At 68.3% G+C, this 24,312-nt stretch carries 25 protein-coding genes; 7 read left to right on the forward strand and 18 right to left on the reverse strand.

Features of this window, described 5'->3' with window-relative positions; all coding sequences use genetic code 11:
• Nucleotides 1-39: 39 nt before the first annotated feature.
• From leuC to ACQY9S_RS08420, 8 genes are all read right to left on the reverse strand, one after another.
• Nucleotides 40-1,449 (reverse strand): 3-isopropylmalate dehydratase large subunit, encoded by a 1,410-nt coding sequence (gene leuC, locus ACQY9S_RS08385; protein ID WP_428424744.1) that lies wholly within the window; start codon nucleotides 1,447-1,449, stop codon nucleotides 40-42.
• Between the two features lie 76 nt (nucleotides 1,450-1,525).
• On the reverse strand, nucleotides 1,526-2,839 hold the full coding sequence (locus tag ACQY9S_RS08390; protein ID WP_428424746.1) for a citrate synthase: 1,314 nt from the start codon (nucleotides 2,837-2,839) through the stop codon (nucleotides 1,526-1,528).
• A gap of 79 nt (nucleotides 2,840-2,918) precedes the next feature.
• Nucleotides 2,919-3,206 carry a succinate dehydrogenase assembly factor 2 gene (locus ACQY9S_RS08395; RefSeq protein ID WP_428424748.1) on the reverse strand — a complete coding sequence of 96 codons (288 nt, stop codon included), beginning with the start codon at nucleotides 3,204-3,206 and terminating at the stop codon, nucleotides 2,919-2,921.
• A 19-nt stretch (nucleotides 3,207-3,225) separates the two neighbouring features.
• On the reverse strand, nucleotides 3,226-3,930 hold the full coding sequence (locus ACQY9S_RS08400) for a succinate dehydrogenase iron-sulfur subunit (RefSeq protein ID WP_428424750.1): 705 nt from the start codon (nucleotides 3,928-3,930) through the stop codon (nucleotides 3,226-3,228).
• Between the two features lie 34 nt (nucleotides 3,931-3,964).
• A complete protein-coding gene (gene sdhA / locus ACQY9S_RS08405; protein WP_428424752.1) occupies nucleotides 3,965-5,755 on the reverse strand; it encodes a succinate dehydrogenase flavoprotein subunit in 1,791 nt (596 codons plus the stop codon).
• A 2-nt stretch (nucleotides 5,756-5,757) separates the two neighbouring features.
• Nucleotides 5,758-6,120 carry a succinate dehydrogenase, hydrophobic membrane anchor protein gene (sdhD, locus tag ACQY9S_RS08410; RefSeq protein WP_428424754.1) on the reverse strand — a complete coding sequence of 121 codons (363 nt, stop codon included), beginning with the start codon at nucleotides 6,118-6,120 and terminating at the stop codon, nucleotides 5,758-5,760.
• Between the two features lie 37 nt (nucleotides 6,121-6,157).
• Nucleotides 6,158-6,598, reverse strand: a complete 441-nt coding sequence (gene sdhC, locus ACQY9S_RS08415) for a succinate dehydrogenase, cytochrome b556 subunit (protein ID WP_428424756.1) — start codon at nucleotides 6,596-6,598, stop codon at nucleotides 6,158-6,160.
• 114 nt (nucleotides 6,599-6,712) lie between these two features.
• Entirely contained in the window at nucleotides 6,713-7,489 is a 777-nt protein-coding gene (locus tag ACQY9S_RS08420) for a GntR family transcriptional regulator (protein WP_428424758.1), read from the reverse strand.
• A gap of 204 nt (nucleotides 7,490-7,693) precedes the next feature.
• Between ACQY9S_RS08420 and ACQY9S_RS08425 the strand changes: the two genes are divergently transcribed.
• Together ACQY9S_RS08425 and ACQY9S_RS08430 are read left to right on the forward strand one after the other, a co-directional pair.
• A complete protein-coding gene (locus tag ACQY9S_RS08425) occupies nucleotides 7,694-8,680 on the forward strand; it encodes a malate dehydrogenase (RefSeq protein ID WP_428424760.1) in 987 nt (328 codons plus the stop codon).
• A 94-nt stretch (nucleotides 8,681-8,774) separates the two neighbouring features.
• Nucleotides 8,775-9,797 carry an HpcH/HpaI aldolase/citrate lyase family protein gene (locus tag ACQY9S_RS08430; protein WP_428424762.1) on the forward strand — a complete coding sequence of 341 codons (1,023 nt, stop codon included), beginning with the start codon at nucleotides 8,775-8,777 and terminating at the stop codon, nucleotides 9,795-9,797.
• A gap of 88 nt (nucleotides 9,798-9,885) precedes the next feature.
• Here ACQY9S_RS08430 and ACQY9S_RS08435 read toward each other — a convergent pair whose 3' ends face one another.
• Together ACQY9S_RS08435 and ACQY9S_RS08440 are read right to left on the reverse strand one after the other, a co-directional pair.
• On the reverse strand, nucleotides 9,886-10,092 hold the full coding sequence (locus ACQY9S_RS08435; RefSeq protein ID WP_428424764.1) for a hypothetical protein: 207 nt from the start codon (nucleotides 10,090-10,092) through the stop codon (nucleotides 9,886-9,888).
• A gap of 246 nt (nucleotides 10,093-10,338) precedes the next feature.
• Nucleotides 10,339-10,824: a BON domain-containing protein gene (locus tag ACQY9S_RS08440; protein ID WP_428424766.1), complete on the reverse strand. Its 486-nt coding sequence runs from the start codon at nucleotides 10,822-10,824 to the stop codon at nucleotides 10,339-10,341.
• A gap of 499 nt (nucleotides 10,825-11,323) precedes the next feature.
• Here ACQY9S_RS08440 and dbpA point away from each other — a divergent pair, with 499 nt between their 5' ends.
• Entirely contained in the window at nucleotides 11,324-12,745 is a 1,422-nt protein-coding gene (dbpA, locus tag ACQY9S_RS08445; RefSeq protein ID WP_428424768.1) for an ATP-dependent RNA helicase DbpA, read from the forward strand.
• A 10-nt stretch (nucleotides 12,746-12,755) separates the two neighbouring features.
• Here dbpA and ACQY9S_RS08450 read toward each other — a convergent pair whose 3' ends face one another.
• From ACQY9S_RS08450 to ACQY9S_RS08485, 8 genes are all read right to left on the reverse strand, one after another.
• Nucleotides 12,756-13,292 (reverse strand): pyridoxamine 5'-phosphate oxidase family protein, encoded by a 537-nt coding sequence (locus ACQY9S_RS08450; RefSeq protein WP_428424770.1) that lies wholly within the window; start codon nucleotides 13,290-13,292, stop codon nucleotides 12,756-12,758.
• A 158-nt stretch (nucleotides 13,293-13,450) separates the two neighbouring features.
• Entirely contained in the window at nucleotides 13,451-13,765 is a 315-nt protein-coding gene (locus ACQY9S_RS08455) for a hypothetical protein (protein WP_428424772.1), read from the reverse strand.
• Nucleotides 13,766-13,943: 178 nt separating this feature from the next.
• On the reverse strand, nucleotides 13,944-14,189 hold the full coding sequence (locus ACQY9S_RS08460; protein ID WP_428424774.1) for a hypothetical protein: 246 nt from the start codon (nucleotides 14,187-14,189) through the stop codon (nucleotides 13,944-13,946).
• Between the two features lie 98 nt (nucleotides 14,190-14,287).
• Nucleotides 14,288-15,055 (reverse strand): hypothetical protein, encoded by a 768-nt coding sequence (locus tag ACQY9S_RS08465; RefSeq protein ID WP_428424776.1) that lies wholly within the window; start codon nucleotides 15,053-15,055, stop codon nucleotides 14,288-14,290.
• A 131-nt stretch (nucleotides 15,056-15,186) separates the two neighbouring features.
• Nucleotides 15,187-17,046, reverse strand: a complete 1,860-nt coding sequence (locus tag ACQY9S_RS08470) for an ABC transporter ATP-binding protein (RefSeq protein WP_428424778.1) — start codon at nucleotides 17,044-17,046, stop codon at nucleotides 15,187-15,189.
• A gap of 107 nt (nucleotides 17,047-17,153) precedes the next feature.
• Nucleotides 17,154-17,429 (reverse strand): hypothetical protein, encoded by a 276-nt coding sequence (locus ACQY9S_RS08475; protein WP_428424780.1) that lies wholly within the window; start codon nucleotides 17,427-17,429, stop codon nucleotides 17,154-17,156.
• Nucleotides 17,430-17,449: 20 nt separating this feature from the next.
• Nucleotides 17,450-18,424 carry an MBL fold metallo-hydrolase gene (locus ACQY9S_RS08480; RefSeq protein WP_428424782.1) on the reverse strand — a complete coding sequence of 325 codons (975 nt, stop codon included), beginning with the start codon at nucleotides 18,422-18,424 and terminating at the stop codon, nucleotides 17,450-17,452.
• Nucleotides 18,425-18,569: 145 nt separating this feature from the next.
• On the reverse strand, nucleotides 18,570-19,235 hold the full coding sequence (locus ACQY9S_RS08485) for a class I SAM-dependent methyltransferase (protein ID WP_428424784.1): 666 nt from the start codon (nucleotides 19,233-19,235) through the stop codon (nucleotides 18,570-18,572).
• A 265-nt stretch (nucleotides 19,236-19,500) separates the two neighbouring features.
• Between ACQY9S_RS08485 and ACQY9S_RS08490 the strand changes: the two genes are divergently transcribed.
• The 4 genes from ACQY9S_RS08490 (at nucleotide 19,501) to ACQY9S_RS08505 (ending at nucleotide 24,117) form a co-directional block, all read left to right on the forward strand.
• Entirely contained in the window at nucleotides 19,501-20,541 is a 1,041-nt protein-coding gene (locus ACQY9S_RS08490; protein WP_428424786.1) for an LLM class flavin-dependent oxidoreductase, read from the forward strand.
• A complete protein-coding gene (locus ACQY9S_RS08495; RefSeq protein ID WP_428424788.1) occupies nucleotides 20,538-21,014 on the forward strand; it encodes a protein-tyrosine phosphatase family protein in 477 nt (158 codons plus the stop codon). The genes ACQY9S_RS08490 and ACQY9S_RS08495 overlap by 4 nt, the downstream gene beginning before the upstream one ends.
• Nucleotides 21,015-21,127: 113 nt before the next feature.
• Nucleotides 21,128-22,039, forward strand: a complete 912-nt coding sequence (locus ACQY9S_RS08500) for a Tim44 domain-containing protein (RefSeq protein WP_428424790.1) — start codon at nucleotides 21,128-21,130, stop codon at nucleotides 22,037-22,039.
• Between the two features lie 74 nt (nucleotides 22,040-22,113).
• A complete protein-coding gene (locus tag ACQY9S_RS08505) occupies nucleotides 22,114-24,117 on the forward strand; it encodes an alpha/beta fold hydrolase (RefSeq protein ID WP_428424792.1) in 2,004 nt (667 codons plus the stop codon).
• Nucleotides 24,118-24,312 lie beyond the last annotated feature (195 nt).

Here is a 24,312-nt window from a genome sequence, read left to right on the forward strand (position 1 = left end):
GGATTCGGTGTCGAGGAGGCGGGAAGCCGGCAATCGATCTCAGGCGATGCGCCGGACGTCGACGAAGTGCCCTTCCATCGCCGCGGCGGCGGCCATCGCCGGGCTCACGAGGTGGGTGCGACCGCCGGCGCCCTGGCGGCCTTCGAAGTTGCGGTTGCTGGTGGAGGCACAGCGCTCGCCGGGCTCGAGCCGGTCGGCGTTCATCGCCAGGCACATCGAGCAGCCCGGCTCGCGCCATTCGAAGCCGGCAGCCTTGAACACCGCATCGAGCCCTTCGCGCTCGGCCTGCGCCTTCACGAGGCCCGAGCCGGGCACGACCAGCGCCAGCTTCACGTTCACCGCGATGCGGCCGCCGACGCGCCTGACGACCGCTGCCGCCTCGCGCAGATCCTCGATGCGCGAGTTGGTGCACGAGCCGATGAAGACCTTGTCGATGCGGATGTCGCCGATCGGCTTGTTCGGCTCCAGCGCCATGTAGGCCAGCGCGCGCTCGATCGCGCCGCGCTTGTTGGCGTCCTTTTCGTGGTCGGGATCCGGCACGCGGTCGGTGATCGCCAGCACCATCTCGGGCGAGGTGCCCCAGGTGACCTGCGGCGAGATCTGTGCCGCGTCGAGTTCGACCACGCGGTCGAAAGGCGCGTCCGGGTCGGAGCGCAGCGTTCGCCAGTAGCCGACGGCGTGATCCCACTCCACACCCGCTGGCGAGAACGGCCGACCCTTCACGTACTGGATGGTCGTGTCATCCACCGCCACCAGGCCAGCGCGCGCACCGGCCTCGATGGCCATGTTGCACACCGTCATGCGGCCCTCCATGCTCAACGCCCGGATGGCCGAGCCACCGAACTCGATCGTGTAGCCGTTGCCGCCGGCGGTGCCGATCTTGCCGATGATCGCCAGCACGATGTCCTTGGCACTGCAGCCCGGCGCAAGCACGCCGTCGACCTTGACCAGCATGTTCTTCGCCTTCTTGGCGAGCAGCGTCTGCGTGGCCAGCACGTGCTCCACCTCGCTGGTGCCGATGCCATGCGCCAGTGCACCGAAAGCGCCGTGCGTGCTGGTGTGCGAGTCGCCGCACACGACCGTCATGCCGGGCAGCGTGGCGCCCTGCTCCGGCCCGATCACGTGGACGATGCCCTGGCGCCGGTCGTTCATCTTGAACTGCGTGATGCCGTAGCGATCGCAGTTGGCGTCCAGCGTGTCGACCTGCAGGCGGGAGACGGGATCGGCGATGCCGGCCGATCGATCGGTGGTCGGCACGTTGTGGTCGCTGACCGCCAGGTTGGCCGACAGCCGCCAGATCTTGCGGCCGGCCAGGTCCAGGCCCTCGAAGGCCTGGGGACTCGTCACCTCGTGCACCAGATGCCGGTCGATGTAGAGCACGGCGGTGCCGTCGTCCTCGGAATGGACGACGTGCTCGTCCCACAGCTTGTCGTACAGAGTGCGTCCCATACCCATGATTTTAGGCGTCAACAACAAGAAACCCCGGCGCGAGGCCGGGGTTCCATTGAACAGAGCGGATCCGGCGTCAAATGCGCTGGTCAATCGGCTTGACGTTGCGGGCGGTGGCGCCGACGAACAGCTGGCGCGGCCGGCCGATCTTGTACTCCGGGTCGCCGATCATCTCGTTGAGCTGCGCGATCCAGCCGACCGTGCGGGCCAGTGCGAAGACGGCGGTGAACAAGGTCACCGGGATGCCGATCGCGCGCTGCACGATGCCGGAGTAGAAGTCGACGTTCGGATAGAGCTTGCGCGAGACGAAGTAGTCGTCTTCCAGCGCGATCTTCTCCAGCTCCATCGCCAGCTTGAACAGCGGGTCGTTGTTCAGGCCCAGGTCGCCGAGCACCTCGTGGCAGGTTTCGCGCATCAGCTTGGCACGCGGGTCGTAGTTCTTGTAGACACGGTGCCCGAAGCCCATCAGGCGCACGCCCGAGTTCTTGTCCTTGACCTGTTCGATGAACTTGCCGACCTTGGCCACGCCGCCCATCTTCTGGATGTCCTCCAGCATGTTCAGGCAGGCTTCGTTGGCGCCCCCGTGGGCGGGCCCCCACAGGCAGGCCACGCCGGCCGCGATGGCGGCAAAGGGGTTGGTGCCGGAGCTGCCGCACAGGCGCACCGTCGAGGTCGACGCGTTCTGCTCGTGGTCGGCGTGCAGGATGAAGATGCGGTCCATCGCGCGCACCAGCACGTCGTTCGGCTCGTATTCCTCGCAGGGCGTGCCGAACATCATGCGCATGAAGTTCGAGGTGTAGCTCAGCTCGTTCTTGGGGTAGATGTAGGGCTGGCCGATCGAGTACTTGTAGGCCATCGCGACCAGCGTCGGCATCTTCGCGATCAGGCGGATCGCGGCGATCGCGCGATGCTCGGGGTTCTGCACGTCGGTGCTGTCGTGATAGAAGGCCGACAGCCCGCCCACCAAGCCGGTCAGCACGGCCATCGGGTGCGCGTCACGACGGAAGCCGCGCAGGAAGAACTGCATCTGCTCGTTGACCATCGTGTGGCCGTTGACCGTCTTGACGAACTTCGCCTTCTCGGCGGCGCTCGGCAACTCGCCATTGAGCAGCAGGTAACAGGTCTCGAGGAAATCGCAGTTCTCGGCCAGCTGCTCGATCGGGTAGCCGCGGTACAGCAGTTCGCCCTTGTCGCCGTCGATGTAGGTGATGGCGGACTGGCAGGAGGCCGTGCTCAGGAAACCCGGGTCGTAGGTGAACTTTCCGGTCTGGGCGTACAGCTTGCGGATATCGATCACGTCCGGGCCCACACTGCCCTTGTAGATCGGCAATTCCATGCTCGGGCTGCCGTCGGAGAACGACAGGGTGGCTTTCACGTCGGACGGTGTCATGGCAGTTCCTTGGCTAGAGACTTCTGGAGAGACGAGGGGCAAAGAGCGAGGGACGAAAATGAACAGGCGCAGCGGCGCCTCAAACCGATCGCGGCATGCGCAGCTGGCCGAGCACCAGCTGCACTTCGGGCCGGTCGAGCGCAGCCTCGGGCTCCTTGCGCGCAAGGAGCAGATCCAGCAGGTCGTTGTCGGCCAGGTCCATCAGCGCCTCCAGGCCCAGCGCCTGGCGCTGCGTCAGCGAGCCTTCATGCCGGACGAAAAAACGTTCGATGAACAGGTCGTTCTCGAGCAGCCCGCGCCGGCAACGCCAGCGCAGCTTGCTCAGGGCAGCGGCGCTCAGCAGCGGGTCGTCGAGTGCGGGCGTCATGCGGACATGCCTGTCGAGGTCAAACGGCGCGGCGCACCATCAATTCCTTGATCTTGCCGATCGCCTTGGTCGGGTTCAGGCCCTTGGGGCAGACATCGACGCAGTTCATGATCGTGTGGCAGCGGAACAGCCGGTACGGGTCCTCGAGGTTGTCGAGGCGCGCCGCGGTGTCCTGGTCGCGGCTGTCGGCGATGAAGCGGTAGGCCTGCAGCAGGCCGGCCGGGCCGACGAACTTGTCGGGGTTCCACCAGAAGCTCGGGCAGGAGGTCGAACAGCTCGCGCACAGGATGCACTCGTACAGGCCGTTGAGCTCGTCGCGCTCCTCGGGCGACTGCAGGCGCTCCTTCTCGGGCGGCACCTCGTCATTGACGAGGTAGGGCTTGATCGAGTTGTACTGCTTGAAGAACTGCGTCATGTCCACGATCAGGTCGCGGATCACCGGCAGCCCGGGCAGCGGCTTGAGCACCACGGTGCCCGGCAGGCTGCGCATGTTGGTCAGACAGGCCAGGCCGTTCTTGCCGTTGATGTTCATCGCGTCGGAGCCGCACACGCCCTCGCGGCAGGAGCGGCGAAAGCTCAGGCTCGGATCGACCGCCTTGAGCTTGTTCAAGGCGTCGAGCAGCATGCGCTCGGAACCGTCGAGTTCGACCTCGAGCGTCTGCATGTACGGCTTGGCGTCGGTGTCCGGGTCGTAGCGGTAGATCTGGAAAGTGCGCTTGCTCATGTTCTCGCTTCCTGGGGCGCTCGGCTCTGAGGGATCAGAACGTGCGGACCTTGGGGGGGATCGACTCGACCGACAGCGGCTTCAGGTTGACCGGCTTGTAGTCGAGCCGGTTGCCTTCGCTGTACCAGAGGGTGTGCTTCATCCACACGGCATCGTTGCGGCCGTTCGGATGCTCCGCCGTGTCGCCGTAGTCGTTGACGGTGTGCGCACCGCGGCTTTCCTTGCGCGCCGCCGCCGACACGATGGTGGCCTGCGCGGCCTCGATCAGGTTCTCGACTTCCAGCGCTTCGATGCGGGCCGTGTTGAAGACCTTCGACTTGTCCTTCAGCGCGATGCTCTGGACGCGCGCCGCCACGGCGGCGATCTTCGTGACGCCTTCGTCGAGGATGGCCTGCGTGCGGAACACCCCGGCATGCTGCTGCATCGTCGTGCGGATGTCGTTGGCCACGTCCTGCGCGTACTCGCCGCTCTGGCTGCCGTCCAGACGGGCCAACCGTGCCAGCGTCCGGTCGGCGGCGTCCTTCGGCAAAGCCTTGTGCGACTTGTTCTTCTCGTTGAACTCGACGATGTGGTTGCCGGCCGCCCGGCCGAACACCAGCAGGTCGAGCAGCGAGTTCGTCCCCAGCCGGTTGGCACCGTGCACGCTGACGCAGGCGCACTCGCCGACCGCGTACAGGCCGTTGACGATCTCATTGGGCTTGCCATTGTTCGGCACCACCACCTGGCCGTGGACGTTGGTCGGGATGCCGCCCATCTGGTAGTGGATGGTCGGCACCACCGGGATCGGCTCCTTGGTGATGTCGACGTTGGCGAAGTTGTGGCCGATCTCGAACACGCTGGGCAGGCGCTTCAGGATGGTCTCGCCGCCCAGGTGCGTCATGTCGAGCTGGATGTAGTCCTTGTTCGGACCGCAGCCGCGCCCTTCCTTGATCTCCTGGTCCATGCAGCGCGACACGAAGTCGCGCGGCGCCAGGTCCTTCAGCGTCGGTGCATAGCGTTCCATGAAGCGCTCGCCGTTGCTGTTGCGCAGGATCGCGCCTTCGCCGCGGCAACCTTCGGTCAGCAGCACGCCGGCGTTGTGCACGCCGGTCGGATGGAACTGCCAGAACTCCATGTCCTCCAGCGGGATGCCGGCACGGGCCGCCATGCCCAGGCCGTCACCGGTGTTGATGAAGGCGTTGGTGCTGGCGGCGAAGATGCGCCCCGCCCCACCGGTCGCGAGCAGCACGGTCTTGCCCTGCAGGACATGGACGTCGCCGGTCTCCATTTCGAGCGCGGTGACGCCGATCACGTCGCCTTCGGCATCGCGGATCAGGTCCAGCGCCATCCACTCGACGAAGAAGTTGGTGCGCGCCTTGACGTTCTGCTGGTACAGCGTATGCAGCATGGCGTGGCCGGTGCGGTCGGCCGCGGCGCAGGCGCGCTGCACCGGCTTCTCGCCGTAGTTGGCCGTGTGGCCGCCGAACGGGCGCTGGTAGATCGTGCCGTCCGGGTTGCGGTCGAACGGCATGCCGAAGTGCTCGAGCTCGTAGACGACCTTGGGCGCTTCGCGGCACATGAACTCGATCGCGTCCTGGTCGCCGAGCCAGTCGGAGCCCTTGACGGTGTCGAAGAAGTGGTAGTGCCAGTTGTCGTCGGACATGTTGCCCAGCGAGGCACCGATACCGCCCTGCGCCGCCACGGTGTGCGAGCGGGTCGGGAACACCTTGGACAGCACGGCCACGTTCAGTCCGGCGCGGGCCAGCTGCAACGAGGCCCGCATGCCGGAGCCGCCGGCACCGATGATGACGACGTCGAACCTGCGCGTCGGGAGGGATTGCATCATTTTCACAGCCTCCAGAGCACTTGAATCGCCCAGCCGGCGCAGCCGACCAGCCACGAGAGCGTCAACACCTGCAACACCAGCCGCACACCCACGGGCTTGACATAGTCCATCCAGATGTCGCGCACGCCCACCCAGGCGTGCCATGCGAGCGAGACGATGATGACGAAGGTCAAGACCTTCATCCACTGCGACGAAAAGATGGCAGCCCAGCGCTCGTAGCCCATCGGCGCGCCGAACAGCACCTGCGCGATCAGCACGACCGTGAAGATCGCCATCAGCGAGGCAGTGACGCGCTGGCTGAGCCAGTCGCGCAAGCCGTAGTGCGCACCGACGACGATGCGCTTGGATCCGTAGTTCTGTGTCATGGTGATCGATCCGCGTTGTCTCTGTTCTTTCTTCTTCTCAGTACCAGCCGAACAGCTTGCCCATCAGCGCCAGGGTCAACACGGTGCTGAGCCCGAGAGTCACCAGCGCCGAGCTGTGGCCGACTTCCTTGCTGACGGCATGCGTCATGTCCATCCACAGATGGCGCACGCCGGCGATGAAGTGCAGCAGATAGGCCCAGATCAGCGCCAGCGCCACCAGCTTGACGAACCAGCCCGGCACGAACCCGATGCCGGCCACGAAGGCGCTGGTGAAGGTCTCGTACGAGATTTCGGAGCTCAGGCTGGTGTCGAACAGCCACACGATGAAGGGCAGCAGCAGGAACATCACGGCGCCGCTGATGCGGTGCAGGATCGACACGATGCCTGCGGGCGGCAACCGGTAGCCGACGATCTGGCTCACGTTGATGTTGCGGTAGACCGGACGCGGCCGGCCTGATTTCACGCTGGTGTCTGCCATACCCATGTACCTTGTTTTAGTCTGTGAAACCCGGCGAGTTTATTGCATTGTTGCATCGCAGCAGACGGATTGCAGCCGGGGCGCATCCGACGCCGGATTCTGTTCCGTTCCGGTTCAGCTCAGCTCGTTCCTGTAGTGATGCATCGTCGTGTCGTAGAGGCCGCGGCGCAGTTCCACCGGCCGGTCGCCGTAGGTCAGCGTGCGCCGCTCCACGCTCAGCAAGGGCGCGCCGAGCGCCACCTGCAGCAGTTCCGCCTCCGCGGCTGTCGCCGCGACGGCCCGCAACTTTTCTTCCGCGCGAATCATCCGCACGCCGAATTCGGTCTCGAAAGTGGCATACAGCGCGCCGCGTGATTCGGCCAACCGCTCGGCCGTGAGCCCCTTGAACAGCGCGCCGTTGAGCCAGATGTCGTCCAGCACCACCGGGCGCCCGCCGAAGGACAGCAGGCGCCGCACCTGGATCACCGCTTCGCCCGCCTTGAGCTCCAGCGCGCGCGCCACCTCGGCCGTGGCCCGCACGCGCCGGCAATCGAGGAAGCGTCGTTCGACCACGCCGACCTTGCCCTCGGCATCGGGCACCAGGCGCAGGAAACGGTACTGCACCTGCTGCTCGGCGTGCGTCGCGACGAAGGTGCCCTTGCCCTGGCGGCGCACCACCAGGTTCTCGGTCGCGAGTTCGTCGATCGCCTTTCGCACCGTGCCCTGACTCACCTTGTAGCGCGCCGCGAGTTCGATCTCGCTCGGGATCGCCTCGCCGGGGCGCCACTCGCCGCCCTGCAGGCTGCGCGTGATCAGTGCCTTGATCTGCTGGTACAGCGGACTGAAGGCCGGCCCCGACGTCTCGAGCGACGCGTCCTCGGCAGGCAAAGGGGAAGGCAGGGCGGCAGCCATGCCGCCGATTGCATCACAGCGCCCCCCTGAACGTCCAGCAGACCCATGAAAGATGTCTTATATAAGACATAAGAATGTTGACGCACCCCGGGTTCCCCCTTAGATTGCTTTTACACTTGTGGGCTGTCACCGGCAGGGGCATTGCCTCGCCGTGTGCTTCCCGCCGCCCTCTCCCTGCCCTGACCTTTCTTCCGGAGCTTCGACATGAGCAAGAAACCCGTCCGCGTGGCCGTCACCGGTGCTGCTGGCCAGATCGGCTACGCCCTGCTGTTCCGCATCGCCTCCGGCGAAATGCTGGGCAAGGACCAGCCCGTGATCCTGCAACTGCTGGAGATCCCGGACGAGAAGGCCCAGAAGGCGCTCAAGGGCGTGATGATGGAGCTGGAAGACTGCGCTTTCCCGCTGCTGGCCGGCATGGAGGCTCACGGGGACCCGATGACCGCCTTCAAGGACGCCGACTACGCGCTGCTGGTCGGCTCGCGTCCGCGCGGCCCGGGCATGGAGCGTGCCGAGCTGCTGTCGATCAACGGCGCCATCTTCACCGCGCAGGGCAAGGCCCTGAACGCCGTCGCCTCGCGCAACGTCAAGGTGCTGGTGGTCGGCAACCCGGCCAACACCAATGCCTACATCGCGATGAAGGCCGCGCCGGACCTGCCGCGCAAGAACTTCACCGCCATGCTGCGGCTGGACCACAACCGCGCCGCCTCGCAGATCGCCGCCAAGACCGGCAAGCCGGTGTCGTCGATCAAGCAGCTGGCCGTGTGGGGCAACCACTCGCCGACGATGTACGCCGACTACCGCTTCGCCACCATCGACGGCGCCTCGGTGAAGGACCTGATCAACGACCAGGTGTGGAACAAGGACGTGTTCCTGCCGACGGTCGGCAAGCGCGGCGCGGCGATCATCGAGGCCCGCGGCCTGTCGTCGGCCGCATCGGCGGCCAATGCGGCGATCGACCACATGCGCGACTGGGCGCTGGGCACCAACGGCGCCTGGGTCACGATGGGCGTGCCGTCGAACGGCGAGTACGGCATTCCGAAGGACGTGATGTTCGGCTTCCCGGTCACCTGCGCCAACGGCGAGTACAAGATCGTCGAAGGCCTCGCCATCGATGCCTTCTCGCAAGAGTGCATCAACAAGACCCTGGCCGAGCTGCAAGGCGAACAGGACGGCGTCAAGCACCTGCTCTGAGCCCTCGCCTTCGCGACGCCCGCTCGAGGCCGATCCCGTCGCACGGATCGGCCTTTTTCATTCGGCCTCGGTATCCAGCACGGAGTTGCCCCCGATGAACCGCCCCCGCGTCCACCCCCTGCAAGCGCTGTTCGGTGCGCACGAGCGCGGCCCGAGTCTGCCGGTCTGCGACCACTATGCCGGCGTCGAGCCGCGCATGCGCAAGGCGCTGGCGCTGCAATCGGAGATGGCCGACACGGCCCTGTTCGACGTCACGCTCGACCTGGAAGACGGTGCCCCGGTCGGTGGCGAACACGAGCACGCGCTGCTCGCGGCCGAGCTGGTGACGAGCGCTGCCAATCGCTACGGCCGCGTCGGCGTGCGCGTCCATCCGTATCCGCACCCGAGTTTCGTCGCGGACGTGCACACGCTGCTCGCGCGCGCCGGCGACCGGCTGGCCTACCTGATGATCCCGAAGGCCCAGAGCATCGACGAACTGCGCGACGCCGTCGACGCGATCGAGGCCGCCTGCCGCGAGCAGGGCGTGAGCCGCGCAATCCCGGTGCACGCGCTGGTCGAGACGCACGGCGCGCTGCGCGACGTGGTGGCGATCGCGGCGCTGCCGGCGATCGAATCGCTGTCCTTCGGGTTGATGGATTTCGTCTCGGCCCACCACGGTGCGATCCCGGCTTTCGGGATGAGCCTGGCGGGGCAGTTCAGCCACCCGCTGGTGCTGCGCGCGAAGCTGGAGATCTCGGCAGCCTGCCATGCCGCCGGCAAGCTGCCATCACACTGCGTGGTCACCGAGTACAGCGACACGCAGGCCATCGCACAGGCGGCCACTCGCGCTTCCCGTGACCTGGGCTACTCACGCATGTGGAGCATCCACCCCAACCAGATCCGGCCCATCATCGAGGCCTTCGCACCGGTACCGGCCGAGATCGAGGCGGCGCTCGACATCCTGCTCGCCGCCCAGGCAGCCGACTGGGCGCCTATCGCACACCGCGGGCTGCTGCAAGATCGCGCGAGCTATCGCTACCACTGGCACGTGCTGGAGCGCGCCGCCCGCACCGGCCGCTCGCTGCCCGAGCCCGCGCATGCCGCCTTCTTCGCGGAGCCGTCCGCGGCGGCTGGCTGAAACGCCCCCCCTCGGCCGCGTCACGCCGGCCGAAGCGCCCTGACCTGGCCGAGGCGCACCGCAGCCGCGACCTCCGCGCCGGACGCGCTCAGTGCGTGCCGAGCACCAGCACCGTCGGTGCGGCGTACTCCCGCCCGACAACCGCACGCGCATACAGGTAGTTGTCGCGCGCGCGCTTGCTCAGCGCGTCGATCTGCACATGGCCCTGCGCATCGCACGGAAAGGTCAGCGCACAACCCTCCCGGAACAGGGACTGGAAGCGGATCTCGTAGCGTGTTTCGGATAGGGAACTCATACGGCGGCCTCCTGCTGCGGCGAGGCCTTGCGTCCTCCGATAGAAAACTCTTCGCCGGGCCGACCGGCCCGCGAGACGCGCACGACCTCGCACCACTTCCTCAACGGCGCAAGCCACGGCACAGTTGACCGGGCCAGCCCGCATACGGCACTGCAGGCGCGAACCCTTTCGAGTCCGCGCCCGCAGTGCGCTTCGCGGCCCCGACCGCCCGGTGCCCGCCGGCTGATCGACCGGCCGTTGCGAGGCTCAGCTCTTGGCGGCCTCGATCCTGAGCTGGTTGTCGACGCTCACCACGCCCTTCACAGCCAAGGCGAGTTGGGTGGCCCGATCGCGCGAAGCCGCGTCCGGCGCGGTGCCGCGCAGCGCCACCTTGCCGTCCGCCGTGTCGACATTGATCTTCAGCGCGCTCAGCTTCGGATCCTTCGCCAGTTCGGCGTTCACCGTTGTCGTGATCATCGCGTCGCCGACCTTGTCGCCCACTTCGGCCGCGGCGTTCTTGGTGGCTTGCGTAGCGTCCTGGGCGCCATCCTTCACCTCGGCCGCATTGTTCGCGCCGCGCTCCGCGCCGGCCTGAGCCGGGTCGACCTTCTGCTCCATGCGCTGTTCCGTCTGTGCCACGGTGCTGTCTTTGCCGGGGGCCTGGGCCTGCTCGGCATTGCGGTTGCAGCCGGCCAGCGCCAGTGCGGCCAGCAGGACGGTGGATGCCGACATCGTGAGACTGCGCTTGTTCATCATCTCTATCTCCTTGTGCGAGGTGTGCGAAGGCTTGCTGGACGCAACGCCTTCGAAATCTGCCGCAGGACCAGCGGTGCCTGGGCAAAGGCGGTTTCGATAGGGTCAGCTTAGGGGTCGAACGAGCGCGCAGCCATCGGAGCGCGCCGCTTGGCGGTGTCGGACGATTCCCACGCTTCGCCGCATTCCGGGCGGGATGCTCGCCCGCGCCGCGCCAGGATGGTGCAACCATGCGCTGGGGCCGAACGTACCGTGCCCCACCGACAGGAGCGTGCCCGTGAAGACGAATCGAGCCCTGTCCATCCTTCTCCGATCCGCTCTGCCCGACGCCAATAGCGAACGAGCCCACGGCGGTGCTGCGACGCTCGGCCAGGCAGGGGGTGGACGGCTTTCGCTGGAGCTGCCGGATGAAGAAGCCCGACACCGATTGCTTCCAGGGTCCGCAGGGCCGGTCGGCGCTGCGCGCAGGCCCGCAGCGCCCAAGCCCGACAATCAGGGGATGTCAAAACTCCGTTCGACCGACGCCGCATCCGGCGCTTGCGGCCTGCCCTTCAGTCATTTGTCGCTGGCGCCGGCCGTGCTGGCCAATCTGCAACAGCTCGGCTACCTCCACATGACGCCGGTGCAGGCCGCCAGCCTGCCGATCGCGCTGGCCGGCCACGACCTGATCGCGCAGGCTAAGACCGGCAGCGGCAAGACCGCGGCCTTCGCGCTCGCACTGCTGGCACGGCTCGATCCGCGCCGCCTCGACGTGCAGGCCCTGGTGCTGTGCCCGACGCGTGAACTGGCCGAGCAGGTGACGCAGGAGCTGCGCCGCCTGGCGCGCAGCCAGGAGAACACCAAGATCCTCACGCTGTGCGGCGGCGCGACGATGCGGCCGCAGCTGGCCAGCCTGGCTCACGGTGCCCACATCGTCGTCGGCACACCCGGACGCATCATCGATCATCTGGAGCGCGGCAGCCTCGTGCTCGCCTCCTTGAGCACGCTGGTGCTGGACGAGGCCGATCGCATGCTCGACATGGGCTTCTTCGACGACATCGCCGCCGTGGTGAAGCACTGTTCGCCCCGGCGCCAAACGCTGCTGTTCTCGGCGACCTTCCCGGACGGCATCGCCAAGCTGAGTGCACAGTTCATGCGCCAGCCGCAGCATGTCAAGCTCGAGGCGCAACACGAGGCGAGCAAGATCCGACAGCGCTTCTATGAGGTGCGCGACGACCAGCGGCTTCACGCCGTTGGCTTGCTGCTCGACCACTACCGTCCGGGCAGCACGCTGGCGTTCTGCAACACCAAGCAGCAATGCCGCGATCTGGTGGACGTGCTGACCGCCCAGGGCCTGCAAGCGCTGGCGCTGCACGGCGACCTGGAGCAACGCGATCGCGATCAGGTCTTGCTGCAGTTCGCGAACCGCAGCTGCTCGGTGCTGGTCGCCACCGACGTGGCCGCGCGCGGGCTCGACGTCGAGCAGCTCGAGGCGGTGATCAACGTGGATATCTCACCCGACCCCGAAGTGCACATCCATCGCATCGGACGGACCGGACGCGCCGACCAGGAAGGCTGGGCGCTCAGTCTGGCGAGCCTGGACGAAATGCCCCACGTGGCCCGCATCGACCAGCTGCAGGGCCGGGACTCCGAGTGGCATCCGCTGAGTGAGCTGTCGCCGTCCGGCGCGGGACCGCTGGTCCCGCCGATGGTCACGCTGCAAATCCTCGGCGGGCGCAAGGAAAAGATCCGTCCCGGCGACGTGCTGGGGGCGCTGACCGGCGAGGCCGGTTTCAGCGCCGCGCAGGTCGGCAAGATCAAGGTCACCGATTTCTCGACCTACGTCGCCGTCGAACGCGGCATTGCCGAGGTCGCCCTGCGCAAGCTCGACGGCGGACGGATCAAGGGCAAGCGGATCAAGGCACGCGCGCTTCAAGAATGAGGTGCCCTGCCTAGGGTCTGGCCGCCGTTGCCGCAACGGCCCGCCGCCGCGGCTGCAGGTCGTTTCGTTCCGCACGCACCTCCCGGCCGATCGGGCGGCCCGCTGCAACCGGGGCGCTCATCGCCACCAGGCTCAGCATCTTGCTGTGCGGCGCGTCCCAGTACTCTGCAGTGTGCGGAACGAATTTCAGGAGCACGAGGTGCGGCGACTCCGGCCCCTCCAGAAACCAGGGTTTGGCGTAGGGAGTCCACAAGCGCTTGACGTGCTCGCGATCACGCACCACCTCGCCGTGGCCCGAGATCGACACGTGGATCGAGTGCGACTCGTCGGAAAAACTCAGGTTCAGCGGGATCAGCCGCTCGCTCTTCTGCGATCTTGCGTCGGTGAAGAACCACAACACGCCGTCCGCATCCATCTCGAGCGGTGTCATCGGGCGGCTCACCAGCGCACCGTCTCGCTCGACACCACAGAGCATCGCGATCGACATGCCGTCGATCAGGCTGGCAAGCTGGTTCAGGTCGGCCGTTTCTTGTGTTTCGATGTTCATGGACCACTCCTTGCATTGAACGGGCATTCATGGTCGTCGCGAGCGCGACCGCCAGCTATCGGCAAGGGCCGCTCCCGCACGTCGGCCCTGTCCTACAAAGAACGAAGGCAAGGAGGCGGAACAAGGCCGCCAGCGGCGCTGTCGCCCGCGCGACGATGTCAGTCGAGAAAGACACCGCGCACGATGCGCCACTCCTGGGGGCCGGTGCTGCTGCGGGAGCAGCCAAGCGCTTGCGGCTCGCCGCCCGGCTCGAGATCGGTGCGCGAGCGGTCGCCGGTCCCCGTGCCCATGTGATAGCGGTCCAGCCAGACACGCAGCCTGCGCGTGGGGTGGCTGCTCTTCACGAGGATCTGCACACCGTTGCGTGCGACGCACTGGGCCGTGAAGTCCTCGACGAAGCTCACGTACTGCGTGGCCTCCTCCTCGGCACATGCCATGCCGTGCGGGACACCCCACAGCGAGACGGACGACACGATTGCTGCTGCCAGACGCCGACACATGCCCTGCCCCTTCGTTCGGACCGCTTCAGCCGGTTCAAATGATGGCACGCTCGGTGCAAGGCCGCTGCCGCGTGGGCCTTCGCCGGGGACTGCACCTATCACCGAGGCCCGAGCGGTTCGGGGGCGCATGGTGATCTCTTTCTCGGAGAGTTCACCCAGGCATGCTCAGCGCGTGGACCAGACCGTGGTCGTGCACCGGCCGCGGCCGCTCGAACACCCCTTTCAGCACCGTGTCGAGCAGGCCGTTGCCGCCGGTGGCCAACACCCAGGCAAGGGCCAGCCAGCGCATGCCGCTCATCAGCAGCCCGCAGGCCACCGCGATGCACAACAGGACGATCGTCACGGTGTTGCCGAAGCGGGTGAACATCGCAAAGGCCTGCAGGGTGCCGCGCGACACGCCGCTCCGGATCGCCTGGGAAAACACACCGTCGAGCGCCCCACCCTGTACCTCGACCGTCTCGCGCGGTGCGGCCGCGCACCGTCGAGAGCCCGGCGTCAGCGGCGCGACTTCCCCGCGCCGAACAAGCCGCGCAGCAGGCCGGGCTCGGACCGAGCCGCCGGGTTGGTGCGCGTGATCATCAGGCTGGACGTCAGGTAGAGCGCATTGAGCAGGCGCGCGCCACGCTCGAGGTTCATGCCGGGCCAGCGCACCATGTCGCGCAGCGACACCGACTCGCGCCGCAGGCGCTCGATCGCCGAGCCGAGCGCGCCCGGCGCGCTCAGGCCGCCGATCGCCGAGCGGTCGACGACGCGGTAGGCCGCCGTGCCACCGATCTCGGCCAGCAAAGTCCGGCGCGGACCGTTCAGCGCCATGGTCCAGAGCAGCGGCGCCAGCGCGCGATAACACTCGGCCTGACCGATGCGCTCGTGCATCCAGTGCCCCGGCGGCCGCACGCCCGGCGGCTCCACGGTCAGCACCTTCAGCTCGGCCAAGCCGTCGGCGGAGGCGCCGGCCATGTCGCGCGGCGAGTGGTAGAGCCGCTCGTTCGGGAAGATCGTCACCGGCCACACCAGTTGCTCGTGCTGCAGGCACAGCAAGGCCGGCTCGCGGTGCCGGATGCACGCGGCAATGACCTCGAGCGCGTCGCCCTCCTGCAGATCCTCCTCGAGCTGGCGGAGGTCCGACAGCAGGGTGGTCGGCAGCAGGGTCGGCCCGCCGCTCAGGCGCATGAAGCCGCTGGTGCCGGTTTCGGCCCGCACGCGCTGGAAGGCGCTGACTCGCCACAACGTCGACGCCGCAAAGTCACGCATCACCTCACGCATTGCCTGCTCCCTGTATTGACCGTTGGTCTATGGAATACATCATGAAGGACGGCTGCGACAAGCGCTCGTTGCATGCGCCCCCGCGATCAGGGGGAATTGATGCCCGATCCGCCTCAGTGCAAAGGAGTGCCTCACGCCAGTGCATCGGCGGGGGCATCGTCCTCGGCCTCCTCGCCCAGAAAGCCGCCACTTTGGTGCGCCCACAGTCGCGCGTACAGCCCGCCTCGCGCGAGCAGGCTGCGGTGGTCACCTTCTTCGACGATGCGCCCCTTGTCGAGGACGACCAGCCGGTCCATCGCCGCGATCGTGCTCAGGCGGTGCGCGATGGCCACCACCGTCTTGCCTTCCATCAGGCGGTAGAGGCTGGCCTGGATCGCGGCCTCGACTTCCGAGTCGAGCGCGCTGGTCGCCTCGTCGAGCAGCAGGATCGGCGCGTCCTTCAGCATCACCCGGGCGATCGCGATGCGCTGGCGCTGCCCGCCCGAGAGCTTCACCCCGCGTTCGCCGACATGGGCGTCGTAGCCGGCGCGGCCCGTCGGGTCGCTCAGCCCCTGGATGAACTCGTGTGCCTCGGCTCGCCGGGCCGCGAGCACCATGTCGGCGTCCGTCGCATCGGGCCGCCCATAGAGGATGTTGTCGCGCACCGAGCGGTGCAGCAGCGAGGTGTCCTGCGTGACCATGCCGACCTGTGCCCGCAGGCTGTTCTGGGTCACGCCCGCGATGTCCTGGCCGTCGATCAGCACCCGACCGCGCTCGACGTCGTAGAAGCGCAGCAGCAGGTTGACGATGGTCGACTTGCCGGCACCGGAGCGCCCCACGAGGCCGATCTTCTCGCCGGCGCGGATGTGCAGCGAGAAATTCTCGATCACCATCCGGTCGCCACCGTAGGCGAAGCTCACGTTCTCGAACCGGACCTCGCCACGGCTCACCTGCAGCGGCCGCGCATCGGCCCGGTCGACCACCGCATGCGGCCTCGAGAGCGTGTTCATGCCGTCCTGCACCGTGCCGATGTGCTCGAACAGAGCGGCCATTTCCCACATCACCCAGTGCGAGATGCCGTTCAGGCGCAACGCCATCGCGGTTGCCGCGGCCAGCGCCCCGACGCCGACCCGGCCCTGCGTCCACAGCCACAGCGTGGCGCCCGCCGTGCCGAGGATCAGCGCCATGCTCAGCGCGTGGTTCACGATCTCGAAGCCGGTGACCAGCCGCATCTGCGCCTGCACGGCGCGGAGGAACTCCTGCATCGCGCTGCGCGCGTAGCCGGCCTCGCGACCGGCATGAGAGAACAGCTTGACGGTCGCGATGTTGGTGTAGGCGTCGGTGATGCGCCCCGTCATCAGCGAGCGCGCGTCGGCCTGGGACTGCGCAACGCGCGCGAGCCGCGGCACGAAGTAGCGCAGCGCCGCGACATAGAGCGCCACCCAGCCGACGAAGGGCAACAGCAGCCAGGCATCGAAGCCGCCCAGCACCAGCAGCAGCGTGACGAAATAGATCACCACGAACACCAGCAGCTCGGCCAGGATCATCCAGGTGTCGCGCACCGCCAGCGCGGTCTGCATCACCTTGGTCGCCACGCGGCCGGCGAACTCGTCCTGGTAGAAGCCCATGCTCTGCCCGAGCATCAGGCGGTGGAAGTTCCAGCGCAGCAGCATCGGGAAGTTGCCCGCCAGCGCCTGCTGCTTGATCAGCGACTGCAGCGCGATCAGCAGCGTGCTGCCGATCAGTACCGCCGCCAGCAAGACCAGCGTACCGCCCTGCCCGGCCCACAGGCGCGACGGCTCCACCACGGCGAGCCAGTCGACGATGCGGCCGAGCATGCTGAACAGCAGCGCCTCGAAGGCACCGATGCCGGCCGTCAACAGCGTCATCGCCAGCAGCCAGAGCCGCAGGCCGCGGGTGCTGTGCCACAGGAAGGGCAGCAGGCCGTTCGGCGGCGGCTGCGGCGCCGCATCGGGATAGGGGTGAAGCAGTTTCTCGAACGCGCCGAACACGCAGGGTCTCCGTGAGGGGGGGGTGGCGGGCCGCCATGCGCAGTGGCAACGCGGCCTGACCAGGCCGGCGCCGCGGTGGCGGCGCGTGCAAGGGCCAGTCGGCAAGGTTAGCCGATGCCGGCGCGCCGGCCGACCGCAGGGACGTGTCCGCGAGCCCCTTGCGGGCTCAGCGGCTGCTGCACCAGTTCCAGCACCTCGACCTGCTTGCGCACGGTCTGGAACAGCCTGGCACGCAGGTTCTTCCATTCGGGCGACGAGTCCGTGTGAGCCACATGGGTCGGCAAGCCACCGGGCGCCGCGTGCGCGGGCAGCGCCGCGGCGAGCAGCACCGCGGCGAAAAACAGCCCCGCCAGCGTGCGGCTCCTGAGCAGGGTCTCGTGCATCGATACGCTCCTGGTGCCTGCTACTTCACCAACTGTTCGCGTTCCATGCGAACGAACAGGATCGACGCATTGCGACGGTGGACCGTCTGGTACTGATCCCAGTCCTTGAACTCGGGCAGCGCTGCGGCGTCGGGCACCTCGCTCAGCGCGGCATCGGCCCCGGTCAACTCCAGCAACCGGGTTTCGAGCTGCGTCAGGTAGCGATCGACGCCGTCGATCAGCCCGGCCGGGCCCGCCGCGCCATGGCCGGGAACGATCTGGCGCAGCGGCAGGCCGCGCAGCGCCTGCAGGGCCTGCCGCCAGCCACCGAGCTCGCTGTCCTGCACATCGGGAATGCGGTGCTGGTCGAGCAGGCCGCCGGCAAACAGCACGCCGGTGCGCACGTCGAGCACCGCGATGTCGCCCGGTCCACTCGAGTGGCCGTAGTACAGCACCCGCACCGGCCGGCCGGTCAGGTTCAGCTCGTGCGTCGTGTCGAACTCGACATCGGGCTTGAACATCGCCGTGCCGCGCATCGCCTCCTCGCCGAGCAGGCGGTTCAGCGTCTTCAGGCAGCCCTCGCAGCGTGCCGTCATCAAACGCGAAGCCTGGCGCTGCATGTGGATGGGGATGCCGCGCTCGCGAAACGCCAGGGCACCGAACAGGAACTCCTGGCGCGCATGCGTCAGCAGCAGCAGGCGCACCGGCTTGTCGGTCACCCGCGCAATCTCCGCCAGCAGCGCCTGCCCGTGGCGATAGGACGTTCCACTGTCGATGGCGATGACCCCGCCGTCGCCGACGATGAAGCCGGCGTTGCCCACCCGGCCCCGGTTGGCGGCATCGATCTCCCCCGACGCACCCCGCACCATGTACACGCCGGCCGCCACCTCGATGGCGCGCGGCGCGGCAGCGGGACCGTCTGCGCCGAGGACCGTACCCGCAGTGCCACAGGCACTCGCCAATGCCAGGGCCGCCACGCCAAGCAGCACGAGCAAGGTCCTGATGAACAACGCCATCGTCTGTTGGCCTGGGTGGCTGGCACGCCCCGGGCCCACGGCCCGGCATGCCCAGTTTGTCTCCTGTCACCACTGTAGCGGGAGCCGTCGCCAAGTGCCGCGTGAGGCGGCCGCCCGCCGCGACGATGCACTCGCCGTGCGCCCCTCAGGCGACGGGCCTCGCGCTGCGCAGATAGCTCAGCACCCGGCCCTTGTAGGCCGCGCCTTCGGGCAGCTGCGTGATCCTGCGTTCGCTGCGCTCGAAGCCCAGCTTTTGCATGTGCTGGTTGAACTGGCTGCGGTTGCCTCGGTCCGGGTCGACGATCATCACTTCGGCCACATCGCGCGAGTGGCGCTCGATGAACTCCGACAGCAGTCGGGGCTGTCCACGCTCGTAGAGGATGTCGCTGCCGATGATCAGATCGAAGCGGCCGAGCGCCGGATTGACGGCCGACCAGTCGCCGCGCTCGTAGTGGAGCGCCGGCAATGCGTTCAGGCGCAGGTTCTCGAGCAGGAAGTCCTCGGCCAGCGGATGGTGGTCGCTGGCCGTCACCTGCCCCCGGCGGCGCTGCACCACCAGACTCGCCAGCGCGAGGCCGCAGCCCAGCTCCAGCACGCTGCGCGTGCCGAGCGGTATGTGCTCCATCTGCGCCGCCAGCACGAGCGCCGAAGGCCAGACCATGCCGAACAGCGGCCAGGCGGCCGAGGAGATGCCGGCACGCTCCGCCTCGCCCTGGGGATCGAAGAACTGCCGGCGGTCCAGCAGCGAGCGGATCTTCATGCGGACGCCGCCGACGGCGAGGATCTGCGTCTGAGTCTGGTAACCGGGCATCGGAGCCCCTCGTGACGCGAGCGAGCGCGCTGTGCTGTCGTTCGGATCGAACGCGCACGGGCCGCGGGCGACACGGTCGATGCAGGGACGACAAAGCCCGCACCGAAACGCAAGTCGGGCAGGTGGACCGAGGCTAGCACGCGGGCGGGCCCGCGGCGTCCGACCCCGCGAACGACAGTGTCGAGGCAAGGCGCGGCAGCCAGGAACCGCCGCAATCCTGACAATCGGCTCCGTCCGCCACGTTCTCAAGCAGCGCCCCGTCGTCATGAAGCTCTCGGTTCTCGACCAATCCATTGCGCTGGCCGGCGCCGGCGAGGATGCCGCCCTGCGCGACACGCTCGATCTCGCGCCGCACTGCGAAGCCCTCGGCTACCACCGCTTCTGGCTCAGCGAACACCACAGCCTGCCCACCATCGTCGGCACCGCGCCCGAGGTGCTGATGGCCGCCGTGGCGGCGCGCACCCGGCACATCCGCATCGGCAGTGCCGGCGTGATGCTGCCGCACTACGCGGCCTTGAAGGTGGCCGAGCAGTTCCGCGTGCTCGACGCGCTGGCGCCGGGTCGCATCGACCTCGGCGTGGGCCGTGCGCCCGGCGGCGACATGCGCACCGCGCTCGCCCTGAACCCCAATGCCCAGGGCGCCGCCGATCGGTTCCCGGAGCAGGTCCGCGATCTGCAGGCCTGGACCGCGGGGCGCCAGCACCGCGGCATCGTCGCGCACCCGCGCGCTCCGGCGGCGAGCGGCTTCGAGCGCGTGCCCGAGCTCTGGATCCTCGGCAGCTCCGACTACGGCGCCCGGCTGGCCGCGCATTTCGGGCTGCCTTATGCCTTCGCATATTTCTTCATGGACGGCCAGGGCGTGGAGCAGGCGCTCGAGCTCTACCGCACGCTCTACCAGCCCAGCGAGCGGCACCCGACACCGCAGGCCACGATCTGCGTGTGGGCGCTGGCCGCCGACAGCGAGGCCGAGGCACGCCACCACGCGCTGAGCCGGGACCGCTGGCGTGCCGACCGCGCACGCGGTCGTCTCGGCCCGCTGCTGCCACCCGACGAGGTGGCCGCGCGCGGCTTCAGCGCCGACGAAGCTCCGGGCGTCGAAGCCGGCCAGCGCAAGGCCTTCGTCGGCAGCGCGTCCCGGGTCGCCGCCCAGCTGCGCGACCTCGCCGCCGCGCTGGAACTCGACGAACTCGTCATCAACACCTGGGCCCACGATCCGGCGGTGCGGCGTCGTTCGTATGCGCTGCTCGCGCGCGAATTCGGCCTGGCACCGCGCGCCGCGAACGCTGCCACGGATGCGACGGCATGAGCTTTCGCGCACTGCCTTTGCCGCCGGGCGTCGCCGGTCGCCTGTGGCTGGCGCCGATGCCGGGGCGGTTGGCGCCGTGGCCGGAGTTCGTTGCCGAAGCACGCGCTGCCGGGCTCACCCGCATCGTCTGCCTGACCCCGCGCGACGAGATCGCCGAGCTGTCGCCGCACTACCTCGCTGCCATCGAAGCGCACACCCTGCCTTGCGGCTGGCAGGCGATCCCGATGCGCAACTTCGGCGTCGCCCGCGAGCTGCAGACGTTCAAGGACGGCATCGAGGCCCTGGCCACCGCACTGGGCGCCGGCGAAGTGCTGCTGCTGCACTGCGCAGCCGGCATCGGCCGCACCGGCACCGCCGGCGCCTGCCTGCTCAAGCGGCTCGGTCTGTCGGCGGACGAAGCGCTGCAGCGCGTGCAGGCCGCCGGATCGAACCCCGAGTCGGCACGCCAATCGGGCTGGATCGAAGCGTTCTGAGCAGGGCTTCGAAGTTCCAGGCAAGCGGGAACTCCGCCGTCAGCCCTGCGTCATACTGCGGCGCGGTTGCCGATCGGCGATCGGCCCGCAGGCAGTACCCGAAGGGAAAAGACATGAAGCGTTGGTGGATCGGAGCGGTGGTAGCTCTGTCGATGGCGGCGACATTGGCACCGTCGATCGCACAGGCCAAGCGCCTGGGCGGCGGTGGTTCGGCCGGGATGCAGCGCAACCTGCCGCAACGCACCGCGCCCGACGCACTGCCGGCCAAGCCCGCCGTCGCGCCCAACCAGGCCGCGCCGTCCCCGGCCGTACCGGCAGCGGCCGGCGCTGCCGCGGCGCCCAAGCGCTCGTGGATGGGGCCGCTCGCCGGTCTGGCGGCCGGCCTGGGCATCGCGGCCTTGATGAGCCATCTGGGCATGGGCGAAGCCTTCGGCAATTTCCTGATGCTGGCGCTGCTCGCCGTCGCCGGGGCGGTCGCGATCCGGTTTCTGCTGCGCCGCTTTGCCGGCGGTTCCATGCCGCAGCCTGCCTATGCGGGTGCAAGCGCTGGCAGGTCGCAGGTGGCATGGCCCGCGCCTGCTGCAGCGGCGCCGCTGCAGCGCAATGCCGATCCAGGCCTGTCGGCCGCGGTGCCGGCCGGCGTTGGCGCCCTGCCGGCCGACTTCGACGCGGCCGGCTTCGAGCGCCTTGCCAAGATGATCTTCATCCGCCTGCAGGCAGCCAACGACACGGCAGACCTGGCCGATCTGCGCCATTTCACGACGCCCGAGCTGTTCGCGACGATCCGGCTCGAGCTGCAGGAGCGCGGTGACCTGGGGCAGCAAACCGACGTGGTGCAGGTCGATGCGCAAGTTCTCGACGTGGCAAAGGAAGACGGCCGCCAGATCGTCAGCGTGCGCTTCCACGGACTGATCCGTGAACTGCGCGAGGCGGCGGCGAGCGACTTCGACGAGGTCTGGCATCTCGTGAAGCCTGACGATGACAGCCGCCCGTGGGCCATCGCAGGCATCCAGCAGCGGCACTGAGCCGCAGCGTCGTTTCGTTCGTCGATCGACAAGGGGCCGCGGCCCCTTGTTTCTCGTGAGGAGTCCACCCGTTCATGCCCCGCGCACTTGCCCTCGCCGCATCGCTGGCCACCGCCGTCCTGCTGCTGGCCTGCAGCACGCCGCCGTCCCGCTCGCCGGCAGCCGGTTCGCTGCTGCCGAACGAGAACCTCGTGGTGCAAGGCATCCCGCCGATCCCGATGCCGCTCGTGCAGCAGGTCGAGAAGTACACCGACTTCCGCGGCCACGGCTTCGTCGACTGGCATCCGCTGCGCGACGAGATGCTGGTTTCCCACCGCAAGGCCGGCGCGAACACCGCGCAGCTGTTCCGCGTGGCCTCGCCGCTGGCCAGCCCCGAGCAGCTGACCGACTTCGCCGACCCGGTGACCGAGGCCAGCTATGAGCCACGCCAGGGGCGCTATCTCGTGTTCTCGCGCAGCGCCGGCGGCAACGAGGCCGAGCAGCTCTACCGCCTGGACCTGGACACCCGCACGGTCACGCTGCTGACCGACCCCGACCAGCGCCACGACACCGTCGCCTGGTTGCACCAGGGGTCGCAGTTGCTCTACACCTCGGTGCCGCTGGACCGCACCGCCGAAGGTGGCACGCGCGCCAACCCGGGCACGACGCTGTGGCTGGTCGACCCGCTGCAACCCGAGGGCCGGCGCAAGCTGGCCGAGCTGCCGGGCACCGGCTGGTTCGGCGGCGAGGTTTCGCACGACGACCGGCGTCTGGCGATCACCAACTACCGCTCCGCCAACGAATCGCAGATCTGGCTAATCGATCTGGCCAGCGGTGCACCGACCCGGCTGCTGCCGGATGCCGGCGATGCGCTGAAGGCCACGCACTTGCCCGTGGGCTTCACGCCCGACGACGCGGCGCTCTACGTGCTGAGCGACCGGGCCGGCGAGTTCCGCGAGCTGATGCGCTACGACTTCGCGAGCCGCGAACTCCAGCGCATCACCGCCGGCATTCCGTGGGACGTGAGCGGCGCCAGCCTCAGCGACGACGGTGCGCTGATCGCCTTGAAGATGAACGTCGACGGTCGCGAGGAGTTGCGCCTGTTCGACGGCCGGACGCTGCGCGAACGCGGCAGCACCGCCCTCCCGGCCGGCAGCGTGAACGCTCTGCGCTTCAAGCCGAAGACGCAGCGGCTGGCGCTCGCGGTCGACAGCGCCCAGGGACCGGGCCAGCTCCATGTGCTCGATGTGGCGAGCGGCGGCGTGCAGTCGTGGACCCGCGCGCACGTGCCGCCGGGTCTGGATACCGCCGCCTTTCCCGACCAACGCATCGTCCGATGGACGAGCTTCGACGGGCTGCCGATGTCGGCCGTGCTCAGTCCGCCACCGACACGCTTTGCCGGCAAGCGGCCCGTGGTGGTGCTGGTGCATGGCGGCCCCGAGGCCCAGGCGACGATGGGCTTCCTGGGTCGCTGGAATTACCTCATCAACGAGCTGGGCGTGGCCATCGTCGAGCCCAACGTGCGTGGCTCCTCCGGCTACGGCAAGACCTTCCTGAGCCTGGACAACGGCATGCAGCGCGAGGACTCGGTCAAGGACCTCGGCACGCTGCTCGACTGGATCGCCACGCAGCCCGATCTCGACGCCTCACGGGTGCTGGTCGTGGGCGGCAGCTACGGCGGCTACATGAGCCTGGCCGCGAGCGTGCATTTCGCGGACCGCATCAAAGGAGCGATCGACATCGTCGGCATCTCCAGCTTCGTGAGCTTCCTGAACAACACCGAGAGCTACCGGCGCGAGTTGCGGCGCGTCGAGTATGGCGACGAGCGCGATCCGGCCATGCGCGAATTCCTCGAGCGCATCTCGCCGCTGAACAACGCCCGGATGATCAGGAAGCCGCTGTTCGTGATCCAGGGCAAGAACGACCCGCGCGTGCCCTGGACCGAGGCCGAGCAGATCGTCGAGCGCGTGCGCAGCGTCGGCACCCCGGTGTGGTACCTGCGCGCCGAGAACGAAGGCCATGGTTTCCGGCGCAAGGAGAACGCGGACTACCAGTTCTACGCGATGCTGCGCTTCATACAGGAGACGCTGCTGAAGTAAGCAGACGTGACCGCGAGGCCGGCTCTGACGCCGCGCGGCCTCACGCGGGCGCCAAGAGTGACACGACTTCGAGAATTTGAGGGCCTGCCCGCATTCATCGGCGCCTCAATACGGTCCCCCTGCGCTCTAATGCCCGCTTGGGTGGCCCGGGTCCGCAACCACCCGGCACCACGCGGCCCGCCGCCGACACACCGG

The sequence above is a fragment of the Methylibium sp. genome (genome assembly GCF_965279545.1).
Taxonomy (GTDB): Bacteria; Pseudomonadota; Gammaproteobacteria; order Burkholderiales; family Burkholderiaceae_C; genus Methylibium.

Coding starts and splice junctions, on each gene's coding strand:
- leuC (WP_428424744.1), bottom strand. CDS start 1,449: ATGGGACGCACTCTGTACGACAAGCTGTGGGACGAGCACGTCGTCCAT.
- ACQY9S_RS08390 (WP_428424746.1), bottom strand. CDS start 2,839: ATGACACCGTCCGACGTGAAAGCCACCCTGTCGTTCTCCGACGGCAGC.
- ACQY9S_RS08395 (WP_428424748.1), bottom strand. CDS start 3,206: ATGACGCCCGCACTCGACGACCCGCTGCTGAGCGCCGCTGCCCTGAGC.
- ACQY9S_RS08400 (WP_428424750.1), bottom strand. CDS start 3,930: ATGAGCAAGCGCACTTTCCAGATCTACCGCTACGACCCGGACACCGAC.
- sdhA (WP_428424752.1), bottom strand. CDS start 5,755: ATGATGCAATCCCTCCCGACGCGCAGGTTCGACGTCGTCATCATCGGT.
- sdhD (WP_428424754.1), bottom strand. CDS start 6,120: ATGACACAGAACTACGGATCCAAGCGCATCGTCGTCGGTGCGCACTAC.
- sdhC (WP_428424756.1), bottom strand. CDS start 6,598: ATGGCAGACACCAGCGTGAAATCAGGCCGGCCGCGTCCGGTCTACCGC.
- ACQY9S_RS08420 (WP_428424758.1), bottom strand. CDS start 7,489: ATGGCTGCCGCCCTGCCTTCCCCTTTGCCTGCCGAGGACGCGTCGCTC.
- ACQY9S_RS08425 (WP_428424760.1), top strand. CDS start 7,694: ATGAGCAAGAAACCCGTCCGCGTGGCCGTCACCGGTGCTGCTGGCCAG.
- ACQY9S_RS08430 (WP_428424762.1), top strand. CDS start 8,775: ATGAACCGCCCCCGCGTCCACCCCCTGCAAGCGCTGTTCGGTGCGCAC.
- ACQY9S_RS08435 (WP_428424764.1), bottom strand. CDS start 10,092: ATGAGTTCCCTATCCGAAACACGCTACGAGATCCGCTTCCAGTCCCTG.
- ACQY9S_RS08440 (WP_428424766.1), bottom strand. CDS start 10,824: ATGAACAAGCGCAGTCTCACGATGTCGGCATCCACCGTCCTGCTGGCC.
- dbpA (WP_428424768.1), top strand. CDS start 11,324: ATGTCAAAACTCCGTTCGACCGACGCCGCATCCGGCGCTTGCGGCCTG.
- ACQY9S_RS08450 (WP_428424770.1), bottom strand. CDS start 13,292: ATGAACATCGAAACACAAGAAACGGCCGACCTGAACCAGCTTGCCAGC.
- ACQY9S_RS08465 (WP_428424776.1), bottom strand. CDS start 15,055: ATGCGTGAGGTGATGCGTGACTTTGCGGCGTCGACGTTGTGGCGAGTC.
- ACQY9S_RS08475 (WP_428424780.1), bottom strand. CDS start 17,429: ATGCACGAGACCCTGCTCAGGAGCCGCACGCTGGCGGGGCTGTTTTTC.
- ACQY9S_RS08480 (WP_428424782.1), bottom strand. CDS start 18,424: ATGGCGTTGTTCATCAGGACCTTGCTCGTGCTGCTTGGCGTGGCGGCC.
- ACQY9S_RS08485 (WP_428424784.1), bottom strand. CDS start 19,235: ATGCCCGGTTACCAGACTCAGACGCAGATCCTCGCCGTCGGCGGCGTC.
- ACQY9S_RS08490 (WP_428424786.1), top strand. CDS start 19,501: ATGAAGCTCTCGGTTCTCGACCAATCCATTGCGCTGGCCGGCGCCGGC.
- ACQY9S_RS08495 (WP_428424788.1), top strand. CDS start 20,538: ATGAGCTTTCGCGCACTGCCTTTGCCGCCGGGCGTCGCCGGTCGCCTG.
- ACQY9S_RS08500 (WP_428424790.1), top strand. CDS start 21,128: ATGAAGCGTTGGTGGATCGGAGCGGTGGTAGCTCTGTCGATGGCGGCG.
- ACQY9S_RS08505 (WP_428424792.1), top strand. CDS start 22,114: ATGCCCCGCGCACTTGCCCTCGCCGCATCGCTGGCCACCGCCGTCCTG.